Source organism: Paenibacillus sp. GYB006, from assembly GCF_036577645.1.
In the GTDB taxonomy this organism is placed as follows: Bacteria; Bacillota; Bacilli; order Paenibacillales; family Paenibacillaceae; genus Paenibacillus.
In genome coordinates this window covers 105,083-120,809 of the sequence record NZ_JARBDA010000001.1, presented here as the reverse complement: position 1 = coordinate 120,809, position 15,727 = coordinate 105,083, and the positions used below count along the sequence as shown (strand labels likewise).

15 protein-coding genes are annotated in these 15,727 nt (G+C 44.2%); 6 read left to right on the top strand and 9 right to left on the bottom strand.

All coding sequences use genetic code 11. The features are described from left to right. Positions 1-208 precede the first annotated feature (208 nt). Positions 209-2,158: an ABC-F family ATP-binding cassette domain-containing protein gene (locus PV403_RS00560; protein ID WP_332083283.1), complete on the top strand. Its 1,950-nt coding sequence runs from the start codon at positions 209-211 to the stop codon at positions 2,156-2,158. 498 nt (positions 2,159-2,656) lie between these two features. On the opposite strand, the gene tsaD is transcribed toward PV403_RS00560, so the two are convergent. From tsaD to PV403_RS00530, 6 genes are all read right to left on the bottom strand, one after another. After that, positions 2,657-3,697 (bottom strand): tRNA (adenosine(37)-N6)-threonylcarbamoyltransferase complex transferase subunit TsaD, encoded by a 1,041-nt coding sequence (tsaD, locus tag PV403_RS00555; RefSeq protein WP_332083282.1) that lies wholly within the window; start codon positions 3,695-3,697, stop codon positions 2,657-2,659. Continuing rightward, positions 3,694-4,215 (bottom strand): ribosomal protein S18-alanine N-acetyltransferase, encoded by a 522-nt coding sequence (gene rimI, locus PV403_RS00550; RefSeq protein WP_332083281.1) that lies wholly within the window; start codon positions 4,213-4,215, stop codon positions 3,694-3,696. The genes tsaD and rimI overlap by 4 nt, the downstream gene beginning before the upstream one ends. 18 nt (positions 4,216-4,233) lie before the next feature. Further along, positions 4,234-5,046 carry a tRNA (adenosine(37)-N6)-threonylcarbamoyltransferase complex dimerization subunit type 1 TsaB gene (gene tsaB / locus PV403_RS00545; RefSeq protein WP_332083280.1) on the bottom strand — a complete coding sequence of 271 codons (813 nt, stop codon included), beginning with the start codon at positions 5,044-5,046 and terminating at the stop codon, positions 4,234-4,236. Beyond that, positions 5,043-5,531, bottom strand: coding sequence for a tRNA (adenosine(37)-N6)-threonylcarbamoyltransferase complex ATPase subunit type 1 TsaE (tsaE, locus tag PV403_RS00540; RefSeq protein WP_374705809.1), 489 nt, complete (start codon positions 5,529-5,531; stop codon positions 5,043-5,045). Before tsaE ends, tsaB begins: the two co-directional genes overlap by 4 nt. Before the next feature lie 183 nt (positions 5,532-5,714). Then, positions 5,715-5,897: an H-type small acid-soluble spore protein gene (locus tag PV403_RS00535; RefSeq protein WP_332083279.1), complete on the bottom strand. Its 183-nt coding sequence runs from the start codon at positions 5,895-5,897 to the stop codon at positions 5,715-5,717. A gap of 2 nt (positions 5,898-5,899) precedes the next feature. Further along, positions 5,900-6,205 (bottom strand): hypothetical protein, encoded by a 306-nt coding sequence (locus tag PV403_RS00530; RefSeq protein ID WP_332083278.1) that lies wholly within the window; start codon positions 6,203-6,205, stop codon positions 5,900-5,902. Positions 6,206-6,363: 158 nt separating this feature from the next. Between PV403_RS00530 and ku the strand changes: the two genes are divergently transcribed. The 4 genes from ku (at position 6,364) to ligD (ending at position 10,163) form a co-directional block, all read left to right on the top strand. Continuing rightward, entirely contained in the window at positions 6,364-7,275 is a 912-nt protein-coding gene (gene ku / locus PV403_RS00525; protein WP_213532914.1) for a non-homologous end joining protein Ku, read from the top strand. Between the two features lie 139 nt (positions 7,276-7,414). After that, positions 7,415-8,284, top strand: a complete 870-nt coding sequence (locus PV403_RS00520; protein ID WP_332083277.1) for a VOC family protein — start codon at positions 7,415-7,417, stop codon at positions 8,282-8,284. Between the two features lie 29 nt (positions 8,285-8,313). Continuing rightward, positions 8,314-9,273, top strand: coding sequence for an ATP-dependent DNA ligase (locus tag PV403_RS00515; protein ID WP_213532912.1), 960 nt, complete (start codon positions 8,314-8,316; stop codon positions 9,271-9,273). Further along, complete coding sequence (gene ligD, locus PV403_RS00510) at positions 9,273-10,163, top strand: non-homologous end-joining DNA ligase (RefSeq protein WP_332083276.1); 891 nt, start codon at positions 9,273-9,275, stop codon at positions 10,161-10,163. The genes PV403_RS00515 and ligD overlap by 1 nt, the downstream gene beginning before the upstream one ends. Positions 10,164-10,291: 128 nt before the next feature. Here the strand turns inward: ligD and PV403_RS00505 are convergent, their stop codons facing one another. Together PV403_RS00505 and cls are read right to left on the bottom strand one after the other, a co-directional pair. Next, a complete protein-coding gene (locus PV403_RS00505) occupies positions 10,292-11,182 on the bottom strand; it encodes a YitT family protein (RefSeq protein WP_249717256.1) in 891 nt (296 codons plus the stop codon). A gap of 180 nt (positions 11,183-11,362) precedes the next feature. Beyond that, positions 11,363-12,808 carry a cardiolipin synthase gene (gene cls / locus PV403_RS00500; protein WP_213532909.1) on the bottom strand — a complete coding sequence of 482 codons (1,446 nt, stop codon included), beginning with the start codon at positions 12,806-12,808 and terminating at the stop codon, positions 11,363-11,365. Positions 12,809-13,116: 308 nt separating this feature from the next. Between cls and PV403_RS00495 the strand changes: the two genes are divergently transcribed. Next, positions 13,117-14,469, top strand: coding sequence for a hemolysin family protein (locus tag PV403_RS00495; RefSeq protein WP_332083275.1), 1,353 nt, complete (start codon positions 13,117-13,119; stop codon positions 14,467-14,469). A 107-nt stretch (positions 14,470-14,576) separates the two neighbouring features. Here the strand turns inward: PV403_RS00495 and PV403_RS00490 are convergent, their stop codons facing one another. Then, positions 14,577-15,656 carry an AI-2E family transporter gene (locus PV403_RS00490; RefSeq protein ID WP_332083274.1) on the bottom strand — a complete coding sequence of 360 codons (1,080 nt, stop codon included), beginning with the start codon at positions 15,654-15,656 and terminating at the stop codon, positions 14,577-14,579. Between the last annotated feature and the right edge of the window lie 71 nt (positions 15,657-15,727).

Sequence of the window (15,727 nt, the reverse complement as noted above, 5' to 3'; positions counted from 1 at the left end):
GATCACTAATGGGAATCACAATTCGGCTTTTTCTAACTTTAAGTTTATCACCTATTTCATGAAAAGACTATAAGCGAGACAAAGTTCAAACCTTTTTATCAAGGGCGGACGGGTAACTTCGGTTATAACTTGTTCTAAGCGGTGCAAAGCCTCTCTTTTTCATGTAAACTAGGACTAGTTTATTGCTTTCTAGACAGGAGGAAATATCATGCTTTTTCAAGCATCTGGAATTATAAAACGATATGGCATAGACAGCATTCTTGAAGGTGTCAGCCTGCAGATATTAGAACGTGAACGGATTGGGCTTGTAGGGGTCAATGGTGCAGGAAAATCTACTCTACTGAAAATTTTGGCGGGTGAAATGTCCTATGACGGCGGTCAGATCTTCAAAGCCAAAGAAACAACCATTGGGTACCTCGCCCAAAACAGCGGACTGGAATCGGATGGAACCATCTGGGAAGAGATGCTGAAAGTTTTTGCTCACCTTACGGAAGCTGAAGCGGAACTGAGACTGATGGAACAGCGAATTGCTGATCCAAAAGAAATGAATGATGAGAAAAAATATGCCGATCTGCTGGAGCGTTACGCCGTACGTCAAGACTGGTTCAAAGATCATGGCGGCTATGAGATTGAAACACGGATTCGAAGTGTCCTCCACGGGATGGGATTCGGTGAATTTCCTGTGGATACGAAAATTTCTACTCTCAGCGGTGGACAAAAGACAAGACTTGCTCTAGCCCGAATTCTCCTTCAAGCTCCTGATGTGCTTATGCTGGATGAGCCGACGAACCATCTAGATATTGAAACACTGACTTGGCTCGAGGATTATCTTCGCGGATATTCAGGCGCCATCTTAGTCGTCTCTCACGACCGGTATTTCCTTGATCGGCTTGTTACTGGAATTGTGGAAATTGAGCGGCATCGTTCCCGCAAGTATACGGGGAATTACAGCCGTTATATGGAGATCAAAGCAGCAGAATACGAAGCTCAGATGAAACAATATGAGAAACAGCAAGATGAAATCTCCAAGATGGAAGAATTTATTCAGCGAAACATTGTGCGTGCTTCCACTACCAAACGCGCCCAAAGCCGGCGCAAAGCACTGGATAAAATGGAAGTCATGGATCGGCCACAAGGCGATCTGAAACGGGCCCATTTTTCTTTTGATATTGCTTATATGTCTGGAAAAGAAGTACTGCATGTACGGGACTTATCTGTCGCTTTTGATAAAGAAAGCCAGCCCCTCTTCGAACATGCCGATATGGATCTGCGCAGAGGAGAAACGGTTGCTCTCATTGGACCGAATGGAATCGGAAAATCCACACTGCTGAAATGCCTGACAGGACAGATGACCCCTCGCTCAGGTCAGATCGATTGGGGTACCAAGATTAAACTTGGATACTATGATCAGGAACAGACGAATCTCAATGATAAAAACACGGTACTCGAAGAATTGTGGAGTGAATATCCACATATGGAAGAAGCACGTATTCGTACTGTACTTGGTAACTTCCTCTTCAGCGGAGATGATGTACAGAAGCGAATCAGTGCACTGAGCGGCGGGGAAAAAGCCCGTGTATCGTTAGCGAAGCTCATGCTGCAAGAATCCAATGTACTCATACTCGATGAGCCGACGAACCATTTGGACTTATTCAGCAAAGAAGTACTTGAATCCGCACTGATCGATTACGAAGGAACCCTGCTCTTCATTTCACATGACCGCTATTTCCTTAACAAAATGGCAGAACGCATTGTCGAACTGCATCCAAAAGGAACACAGCATTTCCTAGGAAATTATGATGACTATGTGGCGAAGAAACAGGAACTTGAAGAAATCGAGCAGGAACGTAAAGAACTAAAGGCAGCAACAACGAAACAGAGTACACCATCTTCTTCCACTGCTGAAAAATCTGGAGCTGATCTCTTCCAAGCGGAGAAGCAGGCAAAGCGGGAGGAGCGGAACAGACAGCGCAAGTTGGAGAGTCTTGAAGAACAAATTGCGGATATCGAAAGTAAGATTGAAGAAGAGCAAGCAGAAATGGCGAAGCCGGAGATCTATCAAGATTACATGAAACTACAAGAAATTCAGCAGTCCATCGAAACTTGGAAGAACAAGCTCAGCGAAGTCTATGCAGAGTGGGAAGAACTCGCGGAATAGCAAAAAATAAATCTTTAAATTGACATATTTACAGTATGAAGAATTAATTAACAATTTTATCCACAGAAAAAGTGGATAACAAATCCAATTTAACAGCCCTTTGGGCTGTTTTTTTGGCTTTATAAAGCCATTTTCATAGAAAACCCAATTTTATCCACTATTCTATCCACATTATCCACAATTTACCTTACATATGAATGTTAAGATTTTTCGTTATTTTCATTTATTTGCGAAAACGTAATATTGCTCGATTTTTTGGGTTTATCCCCATTTCCTTCCGGATATGTGGATAACTTTGTTAACAACTTGACAGATTTACCTTTTTATAGTTAATCGCTTTGATCCTGCTTATTGGTTTCCACATAAAAAGAAAAGTCGATCATCTATAGAAGATGTCGACTTTTTGATCTTTTTGATCTTTATCTTATTTTTACTGTTTTATCTTACTATTTGATGGTCTCATACTCTTATTAATCTCAACTCTTCGCCTTTACTATCTTACTCTACAGACCAGTTCTCCAAAGATAAGCCTGGTTCTGCTTGCATCTTCAGATCGGAAAACATGCCGCGTTCCCATTTCAGGTAGGCTGCTGCTCCAATCATCGCCGCATTGTCAGTACAGTATTCCATCGGCGGAATGAGAAGCTTGATGTTTTCTTTGGCACAGCGTTCTTCGAGCGCCTTGCGCAGACCTTTATTGGCAGCAACCCCTCCGCTTAGCAGAAGTTGCTTGGAACCATAGGCGCGAACCGCACGAACGGCTTTCTCGACAAGCACTTCAACGACCGATTCCTGAAAACCGCGCGCCACACTGCTGCGATCAAGGGTCTCACCTTTCATCGATGCCTGATTAACAATATTCAGCACGGCAGACTTCAGACCACTGAAGCTGAAATCATAAGAATCCGGTTCAAGCCATACCCGAGGAAGCGGCGTTACCGTCTTCGCCTCATGAGCCATCCGGTCCACATGCGGTCCGCCCGGATAAGGACAACCGAGTGCCCGTGCGACTTTGTCATAAGCTTCACCTACTGCATCATCCCGCGTACGTCCAATCACTTCAAACTTTCCCTCCGAAGGGATATGAGTAAGCTCTGTATGTCCCCCCGATACAACCAGTGCCATCGCCGGATATTCAATCTCTTCCACCAGACGGTTTGCATAGATATGACCGGCAATATGATGGGTTCCAATCAGCGGCTTATCAAGAGCCATCGCCAGTGTTTTGGCAGCAACGATACCAACAAGCAAAGCACCTACAAGACCAGGTCCCTGCGTAACGGCAATCGCGGATAGTTCCTTTGGCTGGATACCCGATGCTTCAATAGCCTGCTCCATAATGAGCGTAATGACCTCAACATGCTTGCGTGAAGCAACTTCCGGTACAACCCCGCCAAAAGCTTTATGTGTCTCAATCTGACTTGCAATCAGGTTCACCAATACTTCGCGTCCATTTTTAATTACAGAAACGGACGTTTCATCACAGCTTGTCTCCACAGCGAGAATATAACTTGTATTTTGTAAGGACGATTGTGTCATGAATCTCTTAGACTTCCTTCCTCTGTTCCTTCCGTACCCAGATGCACGCTTGCGGGTAAATCAGCCCACATAATCATTGCATCTTCATTATTATCTGAATAATATCCTTTGCGGAGTCCGGAAGGTCTGAATCCTTTTTTCTCATATAAACCTTGTGCCACCGTATTCGAGACTCTGACCTCCAGTGTCATTCGTGTCATTCCGAGATAGGCTGCAGTCTTCATCAGTTCCGTAAGCAGCTTCTCTCCGAGCTTTCTGCCACGGTACGCTTCCAGTACGGCGATATTCGTAATATGGGCTTCATCAATGATCGTCCACATTCCTGCATATCCAATCGGTTTACCGTCTAGTTCCATAATCATGTATTTCGCAAAATGGTTATGTGTAAGTTCATTCACGAACGCACTTTCCGTCCATGGTAATGTAAAACAATCCTGTTCAATCTTGAGGACATCCGGTATATCTTGCATCGTCATCATCCGGAAAACGAGCTGTCCTTTCTCTTCTCTACGATCCATAGAGTTCTACGACTCCCTTCATTTACGTAGAAGATTCGCTTCCGCTTCGGCAAGCTGCGTGTAATTCGGCAGTAAGGTATGAATATCTTCCTGCTCCCCTTGAAGCAATTTCGCTGCTCCGAGCTTGCCAACATAACGCCCTTCCATCTCATAAGATCGAAGATGAATCTGTACTTCAGGCTGCATCGTCTGAAGTTTCTCAAGCGTCTGCCGGTGAGGCTCTACGTCTCCTACAAAAAGTATTCCCTCCGGTGCATCCGAAGAAGGAAGTTCACTCAGCAGCGATGCAATCGCATCTACCCAGCTATCAACCAGCCTTATGGCATCAGGCTCCATTCGGTGCAATTCAGAACCTACCCCTTCTCCTTCGAATAACGCAGTATAGGCTTGACCTCTCCGTGCATCCATCAGCGGTACAACCCAGTAGCGGCTGCCAGACTTCTCCAGAGACCCTTGAGGATTTTCCACCAAACTAGTATCGTTCACATAAGTATGAAGTCCGCCTAAAGCAAGCGCTGCAAGACTAGATACAGCGGCTACAGATACGCCCCAAGCCCACGCTAATGTTTTGGCCGCCGTAACTGCGATGCGGACCCCTGTATAAGAACCCGGTCCAATGCCGACAGCGATGCCAGCTATATCTTCTTTTGTTATTTGATTATTCTCCATCAGATCCTTCAAAGCCTGCACCACATGCACGGCATGATTACGATCTGCTCTTGTATTACTTTCAGCTACTAGTGACTCTTCTGACATCACCGCTGCGGCAAGCACAGCTGTCGATGTATCAAGCACCAAAAACCGCTGACGCGGCTGATGTTCTTCGTTCATCCCTTATCGACTCCACTTCTGCTTAATTCCTGACACCATGCAGCATAAGGTGCTCCGTAACCATCTAAACGAATCACTCGTTCTTCCGCTCCCGTTACTTCCATCTGAATATGCAGATGAGCTTCCGGCAATAGTTCCGGGATAATGCTGGACCATTCTACCAGACTTACACCATCTCCGTAGAAATATTCATCAAGACCTAGTCCTTCGGCTTCATCTAGAGAAATGCGGTACACATCCATATGATATAGTGCAAGTCTTCCCTTATATTCTTTAATCAGTGTAAACGTAGGGCTGTTCACAACCCCTTCTACACCGAGATGTCTTGCAAAGCTTTGAGAAAATGCTGTCTTTCCCGCACCCAAATCTCCATCAAGTGCAATGACGGTTCCAGGAGCCGCTAACTTCGCAAGGACAGCCGCCAGTTTGTCTGTATCTTGTACACCTTTAGAGTGAAACACCCATTCCTGATGTTCTTGTACCAATGTGCCAACCTTCTTTCGGTCCATTATCCTTCTTAAGGATAACAAAATACTTCATCTCATTATATAGTTCCACACTATCACTCGCAAGGCGAAAGACAAGTCAAAGAACCCGAAGGAACTTACCTCTCCCCCGAGTTCTCCTAACCTTCTGCTCTTTATGGCATTCTCATGTAATTATAAATGTTAACCTTCTACAAGTCGCTCTACATTCACGGTATGCGTATCGAGCGGATTATTTCCGATTTGTACTGTTGCCATTTTATTATCTAGATCTACATGCTCGATCCATACCGGTTTTTCTCCATCTAATTTCACGGCATAATTTTCTTTCGCTTCAAAGATCGCTTTTGCGCGTGCTGCTTCCATTCTTATTTCTCCCCTTTCTTCTCATCCACTTGAAATTCACTTTCACCAAATAGAGCATCACTCGTACTGTCCCCAATATATCCGTTATCCCGTGTAACTTCGCCGCCGCCAAGCCCTTCATTCACCATTCGATCAACATCAAATGCGGTATTCTCGAATGTTTCCTCTACTTCATCTTCAGGAGCAGTAACAGCTTCCCAGTTCACCAAGTCGACAGCAATCATATCCGGTCCTCCAAACTCAGCAGGAAGATCCCATCCATCTTTCCCATCTCTTCCTTCATGCGAATCCGAATCATCCCATGTCATCTTATAGCTTCCCCCTTTAGTAATGATTTATGTACTATGCCCGCTATAAAAGAAGATCATGCGTCAGAAATCAGGATAGATCCGGCTTTTTTTGACCATAATAGCAGTAAAACAGGATTGATAAATGATGTAATGATGTAGAAGGAGGAGGAGAAATCATGCATACCGTCTGGAAGGGAGCCATCAGCTTCGGACTCGTTCATGTTCCTGTCAAAATGTTCTCGGCTACAGAAGATAAAGATATCTCGATGCGTTACATTCATAACGTGTGCGGAAGTCCGCTTGCCTATATCCGTAAATGTCCTTCGTGTGATATTGAAGTGAAATGGGAGGAAATCACAAAAGGATACGAATACGAGAAAGGCAAATTCGTCCTTTTTGAAAAAGAGGAACTCGAGCAATTATCAGATCAAGCTAATAAAAATATTACCATTCTTGATTTTGTAAATTTAACCGATATTGACCCTATTTATTTTCAGAAAACATATTATCTGTCCCCCGATCAAGCGGGTGCTAATGCCTATCAGCTCTTGATGTCAGCAATGAGGGATACAGGGAAGATTGGTATTGCTAAAATCTCGATTCGCTCGAAAAGCAGTCTCGCTGCCATTCGTGTATTAGATGAATGTCTTGCGATCGAAACAATTTTTTATCCTGACGAAATCCGCCCCATCTCTCAGGTTCCGAATCTTCCGGAGAACACTCTAGTGAATGATAAGGAGCTCACGATGGCTAAGATGCTGATTGACCAGCTGTCTACCCCTTTTGAGCCTGAAAAATATACGGATGACTATCGCTTGCGCCTGCTTGATGCAATTCAGCATAAAGTGGCGGGAGAAGAATTCAAAGTAGCTCCTGCTAAACCAGAGACCAACGTTGTTGATCTAATGGCCGCTCTTCAGGCAAGCATTGAAGCTACGCAGCCGATACCAACTGACCCAGGGAAACCGCCAGCCAAGAAACGGACGCGGAAAACGGCAGCTGCAGCTAAATCAGAAGAAACGACTCCTGTCATTACGCCAAAACCAAAAAAACGCAAAACTGCCAAAACGAAAGAATCCGGAGCGTAATAAAAATAGAATCTATCGATCATAAATTCTTCTTATTGACGTAAATCGGTTAACACTTTATACTTACTTACACAAAGTAATTAAGTATATTATTTTTAGTTAATCTAAATGATTTACTTACATAAGGGGGATTTATCATATGACTTATTCTATTCATCCAAATACCGTGCTCGGTGAAGTAAAACTTCGTGTAAGCGACTTGGAACGGTCCATTCTTTTTTATGAACAAGTGGTTGGTCTCACCTTGTTATCCCGTACCGGAGAACATGGTGCAAGCTTTACAGCGAAGGGCGGATCTGCACCGCTTCTTATTCTGGAAGAGATTCCGAATGCGAAAAAGGTTGCACCAAGAAGCCATGCAGGACTATACCATTTTGCCATTCTACTGCCTGATCGTACTTCCCTCGGCATTGCACTACGACATCTTGCAGAATCGGGTATTGAGATAGGTCAAGGCGATCATACGGTCAGTGAAGCATTATACATTAATGATCCGGATGGACACGGTATTGAGATTTATGCCGATCGTCCAAGAAGCACTTGGACGAAAGATGAACATAATAACTACATCATGGGAACAGATTCTGTTGATGTACAAGGCCTGCTGCAACTTGCGGGAGTTACACCTTTTACAGGTCTGCCTGCAGGAACGATCATTGGGCATGTACATTTTCATATCTCTGATCTAGAAGAAGCACGTCATTTCTATAATCATCTGCTCGGTTTTGATATTGTGGTAGACGCTTCCCGCTATATGCATGCCCTCTTCGCATCCGCAGGCGGATACCATCACCACATTGGTCTTAATGTATGGGCAGGCAAAGGTGCACCGAAAGTTCCTTCGGATGCTGTTGGAATTGATTATTTTACAATTATCTTTGAGAATCAGGCCGTGTATGAAGAAGCTCTCGTAAGACTTGAGCAGAACGGAGTCTCTGTCAGCCGCAAAGCGGAGGAAGCTAGAGTAATGGATCCCTTCGGTATCCAGATCCGCATCACTCACGCCTGATCTCTCTTACACATAAGGAGAAGCGATATATGAAGCTTACACCCGTCATTCCTTTTGAACCCGTTCGAACCGAACAGTTTCCTTCAGGACATCCCTGGATTGCTCAGGTAAAATGGGACGGTGTTCGAATGCTCACTTACTATGATGGTGAGGAAGTACGCCTCGTGAACCGCAAGCGAAACGATCGAACAATACAATACCCGGAACTCGGTCAGGCGGATGTATATTCATCCGCTTCTTCTTTTATTTTGGATGGAGAACTCATCGCGTTTACGGACGGTAAACCCTCTTTTCATGAGATCATGCGGCGGGACAGTCTTCGGAGCGAGCGAAGTATACGGCAAGGATTACGAAGTGTACCTGTTACCTATATGGTATTTGATCTTCTCTATCTGAATGGAGAATGGATTACTCATCTCCCGCTGTCTGAACGCCAGGAACGGCTAAACCAGATCATTAAACCTCAGTCTCTTGTTCAACTCGTGCAGAATTTCCCGGACGGAAATGCTCTCTTTGAAGCGACCAAAGCGCAGCAGCTAGAAGGGGTTGTGGTCAAAGATCTGACGAGTGCCTATGCGCTGGGCGGAAAAGATAACCGCTGGCAGAAGCGCAAGAAAAACGGTGACCTGTATGCGGTGATTGGCGGCGTTACGCTCCGTGACAATATCGTCAACTCTCTGCTTGTCGGATTATACCGTGAGGATGGAGTACTTTCATACATTGGTCATGCCGGAACCGGAAGATTCACAGCTCAGGAGTGGCGGGATCTTACAGAACGCATCCAGCCCCTTCTCACCCGCGAAATGCCTTTTGATCATTTGCCAGGCCGATATCAAGGGGCTCTGTGGATCCGTCCTGAGATCGTCGTTCGCATCACCTATCTTGAATGGACACCTGGGGGGACGATGCGTCATCCAACTATCGAAAGCTTTGCCCCTCATATCCAGCCAAAGGACTGTACTTTATCACAGAAGGAGGAAAATTCGTAATGGCTAGAACGGTAAAAGGAAGTATTCAGATTCATGGCCAGACCCTGACTATTACGAATCCCGACAAACCGCTGTGGCCAGAGGCTGGTGTAACAAAGGCGATTTATTTACAGAAACTAGCCGAGCTTTCGCCTTACCTTCTGACTTACTGTAGGAATCGGCTATTAACCACAATCCGTTATCCGCATGGGGTACATGGTGAATTCTTTTATCAGAAAAACGCTCCCGAACCGCTGCCGCCCTTTGTTCAGACAGCTGTACATGAGAAGATCAATTACGTTGTGCTGAACGGCCTGCCAGAACTACTATGGCTTGGCAATCTGGCTGCGCTGGAATTTCACCCCTCTCTTCATGCGGTAGGAAGCAGTCTGCCATGTGAATGGATGATTGACCTTGACCCTACGCTTCAAGAAGAACCAAGAATTATGGAAGCCGCGCATATTGTAAGCCAGGTACTCTCTTCACTCGGGGTTCAGTCCGTTCCCAAAACATCCGGTGCAACCGGTGTTCAAATCATTGTTCCGATCAGCAAAGGGATTACATTTGAACAACTTCGAATGCTCGGCCATTTTGTCGGCAGGTATGTATGTGAGAAACATCCGAAGCTGTTCACCCTAGAGCGACTCAAAAAAGATCGCGGTGACAAAATTTATTTTGACTATTTACAGCATTATGGAGGGAAAACACTTGCTGCCCCCTACACGCCGCGAGCAAGAGAACAGGCAACCGTCTCTACCCCTCTCTTATGGGAAGAAGTAGCACGTGATGTATCGCCCAAAGATTTCACGTTACTAAACATCGGAGCGCGCCTCGCCGAAAAAGGGGATCTGATCGCAGCCCTCCCTGCTCAGCCACTAGAACCTCTCCTCGCTCATTTGGCCAAGACTTGAGATCCTATGTAATGTTCTTATTCTACTAAAAACAAACAGCCCAGCGTTCCTATAAACTTAGGAACAGCCGGGCTGTTATTTATTGAATCCATCTCATACACATGGAAACTGTGAAATGGATTCATATATTAATGAATTCCTTTTTTCTTAAAGCGTCCACCTTTTACATCGTGAATGTTACCGATCGCAAGAAATGCATGCGGGTCCCAATCTTCAACAATACTCTTCAGTTTGGCTTCTTCTAGTCGGGTAATTACTACAAAGATTACTTTCTTCTCTTCTCCGCTAAAACCGCCCTCACCATCGAGGTATGTAACGCCGCGTCCCAATCTGTCGGTAAGTGCTTCACCGATATCTCGGAACTTGTCGCTAATGATCCATACCGATTTGGATTGATCCATACCTTCGATCGTGATGTCGATCATCTTCATCGCAATATAGTAGGCAATGATGGAATACAGTGCATTCGGCCATCCGAATACAAATCCGGCCATAACGAAGATGAATAAGTTAATGAACAGAACAATCTGTCCAACGGAGAAGGGGGATTTTTCACTAAGGAGAATAGCAACGATCTCGGTACCGTCCAGCGATCCGCCAGAACGAATAACAAGACCTACACCAATTCCCAGGATAACACCGCCAAATACAGCACCAAGCAGCGGTTCATTCGGCGTAAGCGCACTTACGTGGTGCAGCAATTGTGTGCCGATCGACATCACTACAATGCCGAAGAAGGTACAAATCGCAAATGTCTTGCCGATCTGCTTATAGCCGATGAAGAGAAAAGGCAGGTTAAGTACGGTGAGCAGGATACCCAGCGGCATACCGGTTATTTTGGATAACATGATCGATATCCCCGTAATCCCCCCGTCAATAACGCCATTTGGAACAAGAAAAATTTCAAGACCTACTGCCATTAATGTAGCTCCCACAATGATTAAAAATGCTCGTTGCAGAAGCTTCAGACTTAGCGGAGAACTGCTTGCCTTCGTCTGTTTACTTTGACTTGGCACCATTTCTTTGGTTGTCATCTCTGACATAGAACTCCCCCTTTTCTTTTCACTTTTTCTATGCCATAAGACATACTGGATACCTCTATTATAACATATCAAAGTTACAAAAGTCACAAAAACGACAGCTAAACAGAGATAAACGATTAGAAACTTGTTTTTCTTTTAGAAATCCGGTAAATACAATCAAAGCAGCGGAGATAGTAACCTACATACGACTTCAGCGCACTTGGAGGCCCGAGAACGTTGCTTGAACTCACCCAATTCAATTCGTTTACTATTCTGTAAATCTTGTTCAAAATCAGCTGTCAGCTGGTCTAACGCACTACGAGAATACATCACTGCTGTCAGTTCAAAATTGCTGTAGAAGCTGCGCATATCGAGGTTTGCTGATCCTACCGCTGCGAGTAATTGATCCACGATCACCACTTTGGCATGAACAAACCCTTTCTGATAACGGTAGAACGTAACCCCCGCTTCCATTAACTCTTCAAGATGAGACAGTGATGCAAGCAGCACAATCTTGTAATCCGCTCTCCCGGGAATAAGCACCCTTACATCCACCCCGCTTCGAGCTGCTGTTTTGATTGCCGTCATCAGCGCTACATCCGGAATAAAATAAGGGGTTGTAATATACACTTTTGAGTTTGCCGTTGCAATGGCATTAAAACACATCTCTTGGATGGGATGCCTAGTCTCATCAGGACCGCTCGCAATCACTTGTATCTGCTCCGTCCCCTTACAATGATGCTCAGGAAATAAAACGGGAACTAATGAAGAGCATAGGGTCTGTCCGCTCACGAGCCTCCAATCTTTAATAAAAGCCATCTGCAAATAGTACACAGCATCTCCGTGCATACGCATATGAGTGTCACGCCAGAATCCCAATTTGAGCGATTCGCCTTTGTACTCATCACCGATATTCATCCCGCCCGTATAGCCAATCTTGCCATCAATCACTACGATTTTTCGATGATTTCGATAATTTATTTTCCTAAGTTTTAAAGCGTGTAGCGGCGGTAAAAAGAAATGAACTTCTACCCCTGCATCCTTCATCCGCTGTATGAAGGGTTTCGACAGACTTTTGCTTCCGAACCCATCACATATGATTCTCACTTGGACCCCTTCCTTCGATTTCTTGATCAGCAGATCTTGAAATATCGTGCCCATAATATCATGCCGAATAATATAGAATTCGAGATGGATATGTTTCTTAGCCTCTTTGATATCTTGAAATAAAACCGTAAATAACGGATCTCCTTCCGCATAATAATCCGTATGATTGCAGTTCGTGATTGAACTATTAGGAATTTCTGATAATAGATTGTATAGGCGCATGTTATGTGCAAACTCTTTGTTCTCCATGCCCTCTATGGAGGTAACCTGATTTACTTTCCCAGAAATCTGTGAATGCATCTCATTCCATACCATCCGCTCTTCTCTTGTCATAGACGCACTCTTGCCATAAGGTCTTCCTGCAACCCTATACAACCATATACCAATCAGAGGCAGACAGAACGATATGAAGATCCACACAGCGGCTTTCTCTGGACGCTTATACTCCAGCAATAACAGCAGCATCGTCTGAACCAAATACAGCAGGATAAGAAAAAGGATAACCGTCCCTATCATCGCTAAGCTCCTCCTCTGATCTGATAAAACCGACTGAATACAGTCATCTATACAGTTTGACAATCTTTAGTGTATTTCATGCACCCATCTGTATAGAATTCTCTTTTCGGCCACCTGTGATCGGTTTCGGAACCCAATAAAATGTTTCAATAATATATATATAAGTCTATACATATCGTGTTGGAAAGTTATTTTTCTTAAGAACACTGATTTGGCTTTATGTCAAGTTGGTCATAAGAGGGAAGATGCGATATAATATTCGTTAAACTTTTATATACTTTAAAATCATGAAGGAGAAGAGATGTGAAATGGACGAAGGTAGTAGGTACGCGTTAAATTTAGTAATGGTGGCAGTGCTCATTGGATTCTCTGCTTTTTTTGTAGCCATTGAGTTTGCCATAGTACGTGTAAGAACAAGTCGGCTGGATCAATTAATTGCGGAGGGCAATAAGAAAGCAGCCGCAGTAAGGCAAGTGGTTGCCAATCTGGATGGTTATCTGTCTGCTTGTCAGTTGGGGATTACCATCACTTCACTCGGACTAGGATGGCTCGGTGAACCAACGATTGAGAAAATTCTGCATCCGCTGCTCGTAGAAAGCTGGGGAATACCCGAATCCGTAGGATCGGTGATATCCTTCGTACTTGCTTTCATGCTGATTACTTACTTACATGTTGTTGTAGGGGAACTGGCCCCTAAGACCGTCTCGATTCGCAAAGCTGAAACCGTGGCGATGTGGACTGCGGGACCCATTATCTGGTTTAACAAAGTGATGTACCCATTTATTTTCATCTTAAATAGCTCTGCTAACCAGCTTGTTAAATTATTTGGTGTAAAACCGGCTTCGGAACAAGAAGAAGCTCACTCGGAAGAGGAACTGCAGATCATCATTAATGAGAGTTTCGAAAGCGGCATGATCAACCAAAGTGAGTTTGGATATGTAAGCCGAATCTTTGCTTTTGATGAGATGTTAGCCAAAGAAATTATGGTTCCACGTACGGATATGGTATGTCTATACGCCAGTAAGTCGGTCGAAGAGAATCTCGCAATCATTAAAGAAGAACAGTATACTCGTTTTCCTGTCGTTAATGAGAACAAGGATGATATTATCGGGATCATTCATACGAAACAATTTTTCCTGGACTATTACGGCAACGATTCTAATAAGATTGATATTCAAAGTTTGATTCACCCGATTCCGGCAGTACATGAAACCACACCGGTCAAAGACCTGCTGAAAAAAATGCAGCAAGAAGGCAATCATATTGTGATCTTGGTCGATGAATACGGGGGTACATCAGGTATGGTTACGATTGAAGATGTGCTGGAGCAGATTGTTGGTGAAATAAGAGATGAATTTGACGCCGATGAGGTAGAAGAAATCCAAATCATGGATGAGAATCATATCCTTTTTGACGGCAAAGTGTCACTCTCGAAAGTAAACGATCTCTTCTCCGCTGCGCTTGATACGGACGAATGGGATACCATTGGAGGATGGCTGTACAGTCATCAGCCAGAAATGGAAGTACAAGAAGAGTTTGAATTTGAAGGACTTACGTTCACTCTTATTGAAAAAGAGAAGAATCGCTTCCTCAAAGTTGCGATTACAACGAAGGTTCCTATTGCCAGTACACTGAATGAACAAACCGTTATGGCTGAGTAATCCTTTTGTTATATAGAATAAGGCCCGCTTCCTCTGTAGTGAGGATGCGGGCCTTATTTTGCTTTATTTTCAAGCATATTATAAAGGTCGATATTCTTCCGTTTCCGCTATACTTTTTCCCAGCGATCTTTAAAGAACACGTTATATACACGGCCTACAATGATCTTTACCGTCATGTAGACGGGGATCGCCAGCAGCATACCGATTAGGCCTCCGATATCTCCACCCACGAGTACAACAACAATCGTCGTGATTGGATGGATATCCAGTGTCTTATTCATAATGTATGGTGCCAGTAGGTTATCCTGAATTTGCTGTGCAACAAGGATGATAACCAGCGCCCAGAATGCCATCATAGGTTCCTCTGTGAAGGCAATAATCACAATCGGAATTGAAGATACAATCGCTCCAATGAATGGAATGAAATTCATAATTATGGAGACGACGGTAAGAAGTAACGCATACGGTAAACCAATAATAAGAAAACCAATGTACATGAGTACACCTAATGCAATGTTCGCAATGACACGGCCTACAATAAATCCACTGAGTGAGTTATCAATATCATTCAGCAAGTCTGTACCTTCATCCCGAAAACGTCTTGGCAGGAAGCTGACAATGTTCTCCCCAAATTTACCGCCCTCTTTAAGCATAAAGAACAGCATAATCGGTGAGACAAAAAGTACGACCACAAAGGAGGAGAAGAAGGAAACGAGACCCGACAAATAGTTGGCGGCCACCGTAAATCCCTGATTGATAATATCGGTCACCTTAGTTAGTATATTCGTACCTTCCGGGAAAAACTGGGCAAGAACGCCGCTCTGTTCTAATTCCTTCACTTGCTTTCCAAGCATATTGAGCAGATCAGGTGCACTCTCGATGAATGCGAGGAACTGCGCCCGAAGAGACGGCCATACGCCTAGAATAAACCCAACCAGAATAAGAGCGATTGCCAGAAAAATAATTAGAACGGCAATCGTACGATTGAGTTTCCGCTTCGTCATGATTTCTACTAACGGCCGAAGCAGATAATAGAAAAATGCAGCCAGCATCAGCGGAACAAGTATAATACTGACGAACGAGATGATCGGGTCAAAAATAAAGTTTACTTTTGAACCCAGGTAAATCACAAGAAAGACCAGAATAATTCCGATCAGAAATCGGAAAAATCGGTTTGTTTGAGTCAATGCCAGACCCTCCATCCACATAAATTTTGTCTACGATATGCAGCGAAGCTTCTGTATGGATATCTTTAAGC

Bases quoted from the DNA above. Each gene is read 5' to 3' on its own strand.
- PV403_RS00535 (WP_332083279.1), bottom strand. From the start codon at position 5,897: ATGGAAGCAGCACGCGCAAAAGCGATCTTTGAAGCGAAAGAAAATTAT.
- PV403_RS00505 (WP_249717256.1), bottom strand. From the start codon at position 11,182: ATGGTGCCAAGTCAAAGTAAACAGACGAAGGCAAGCAGTTCTCCGCTA.
- PV403_RS00560 (WP_332083283.1), top strand. From the start codon at position 209: ATGCTTTTTCAAGCATCTGGAATTATAAAACGATATGGCATAGACAGC.
- tsaD (WP_332083282.1), bottom strand. From the start codon at position 3,697: ATGACACAATCGTCCTTACAAAATACAAGTTATATTCTCGCTGTGGAG.
- PV403_RS00495 (WP_332083275.1), top strand. From the start codon at position 13,117: ATGGACGAAGGTAGTAGGTACGCGTTAAATTTAGTAATGGTGGCAGTG.
- ligD (WP_332083276.1), top strand. From the start codon at position 9,273: ATGGCTAGAACGGTAAAAGGAAGTATTCAGATTCATGGCCAGACCCTG.
- PV403_RS00530 (WP_332083278.1), bottom strand. From the start codon at position 6,205: ATGACATGGGATGATTCGGATTCGCATGAAGGAAGAGATGGGAAAGAT.
- tsaB (WP_332083280.1), bottom strand. From the start codon at position 5,046: ATGAACGAAGAACATCAGCCGCGTCAGCGGTTTTTGGTGCTTGATACA.
- cls (WP_213532909.1), bottom strand. From the start codon at position 12,808: ATGATAGGGACGGTTATCCTTTTTCTTATCCTGCTGTATTTGGTTCAG.
- PV403_RS00515 (WP_213532912.1), top strand. From the start codon at position 8,314: ATGAAGCTTACACCCGTCATTCCTTTTGAACCCGTTCGAACCGAACAG.
- ku (WP_213532914.1), top strand. From the start codon at position 6,364: ATGCATACCGTCTGGAAGGGAGCCATCAGCTTCGGACTCGTTCATGTT.
- PV403_RS00520 (WP_332083277.1), top strand. From the start codon at position 7,415: ATGACTTATTCTATTCATCCAAATACCGTGCTCGGTGAAGTAAAACTT.
- rimI (WP_332083281.1), bottom strand. From the start codon at position 4,215: ATGGATCGTAGAGAAGAGAAAGGACAGCTCGTTTTCCGGATGATGACG.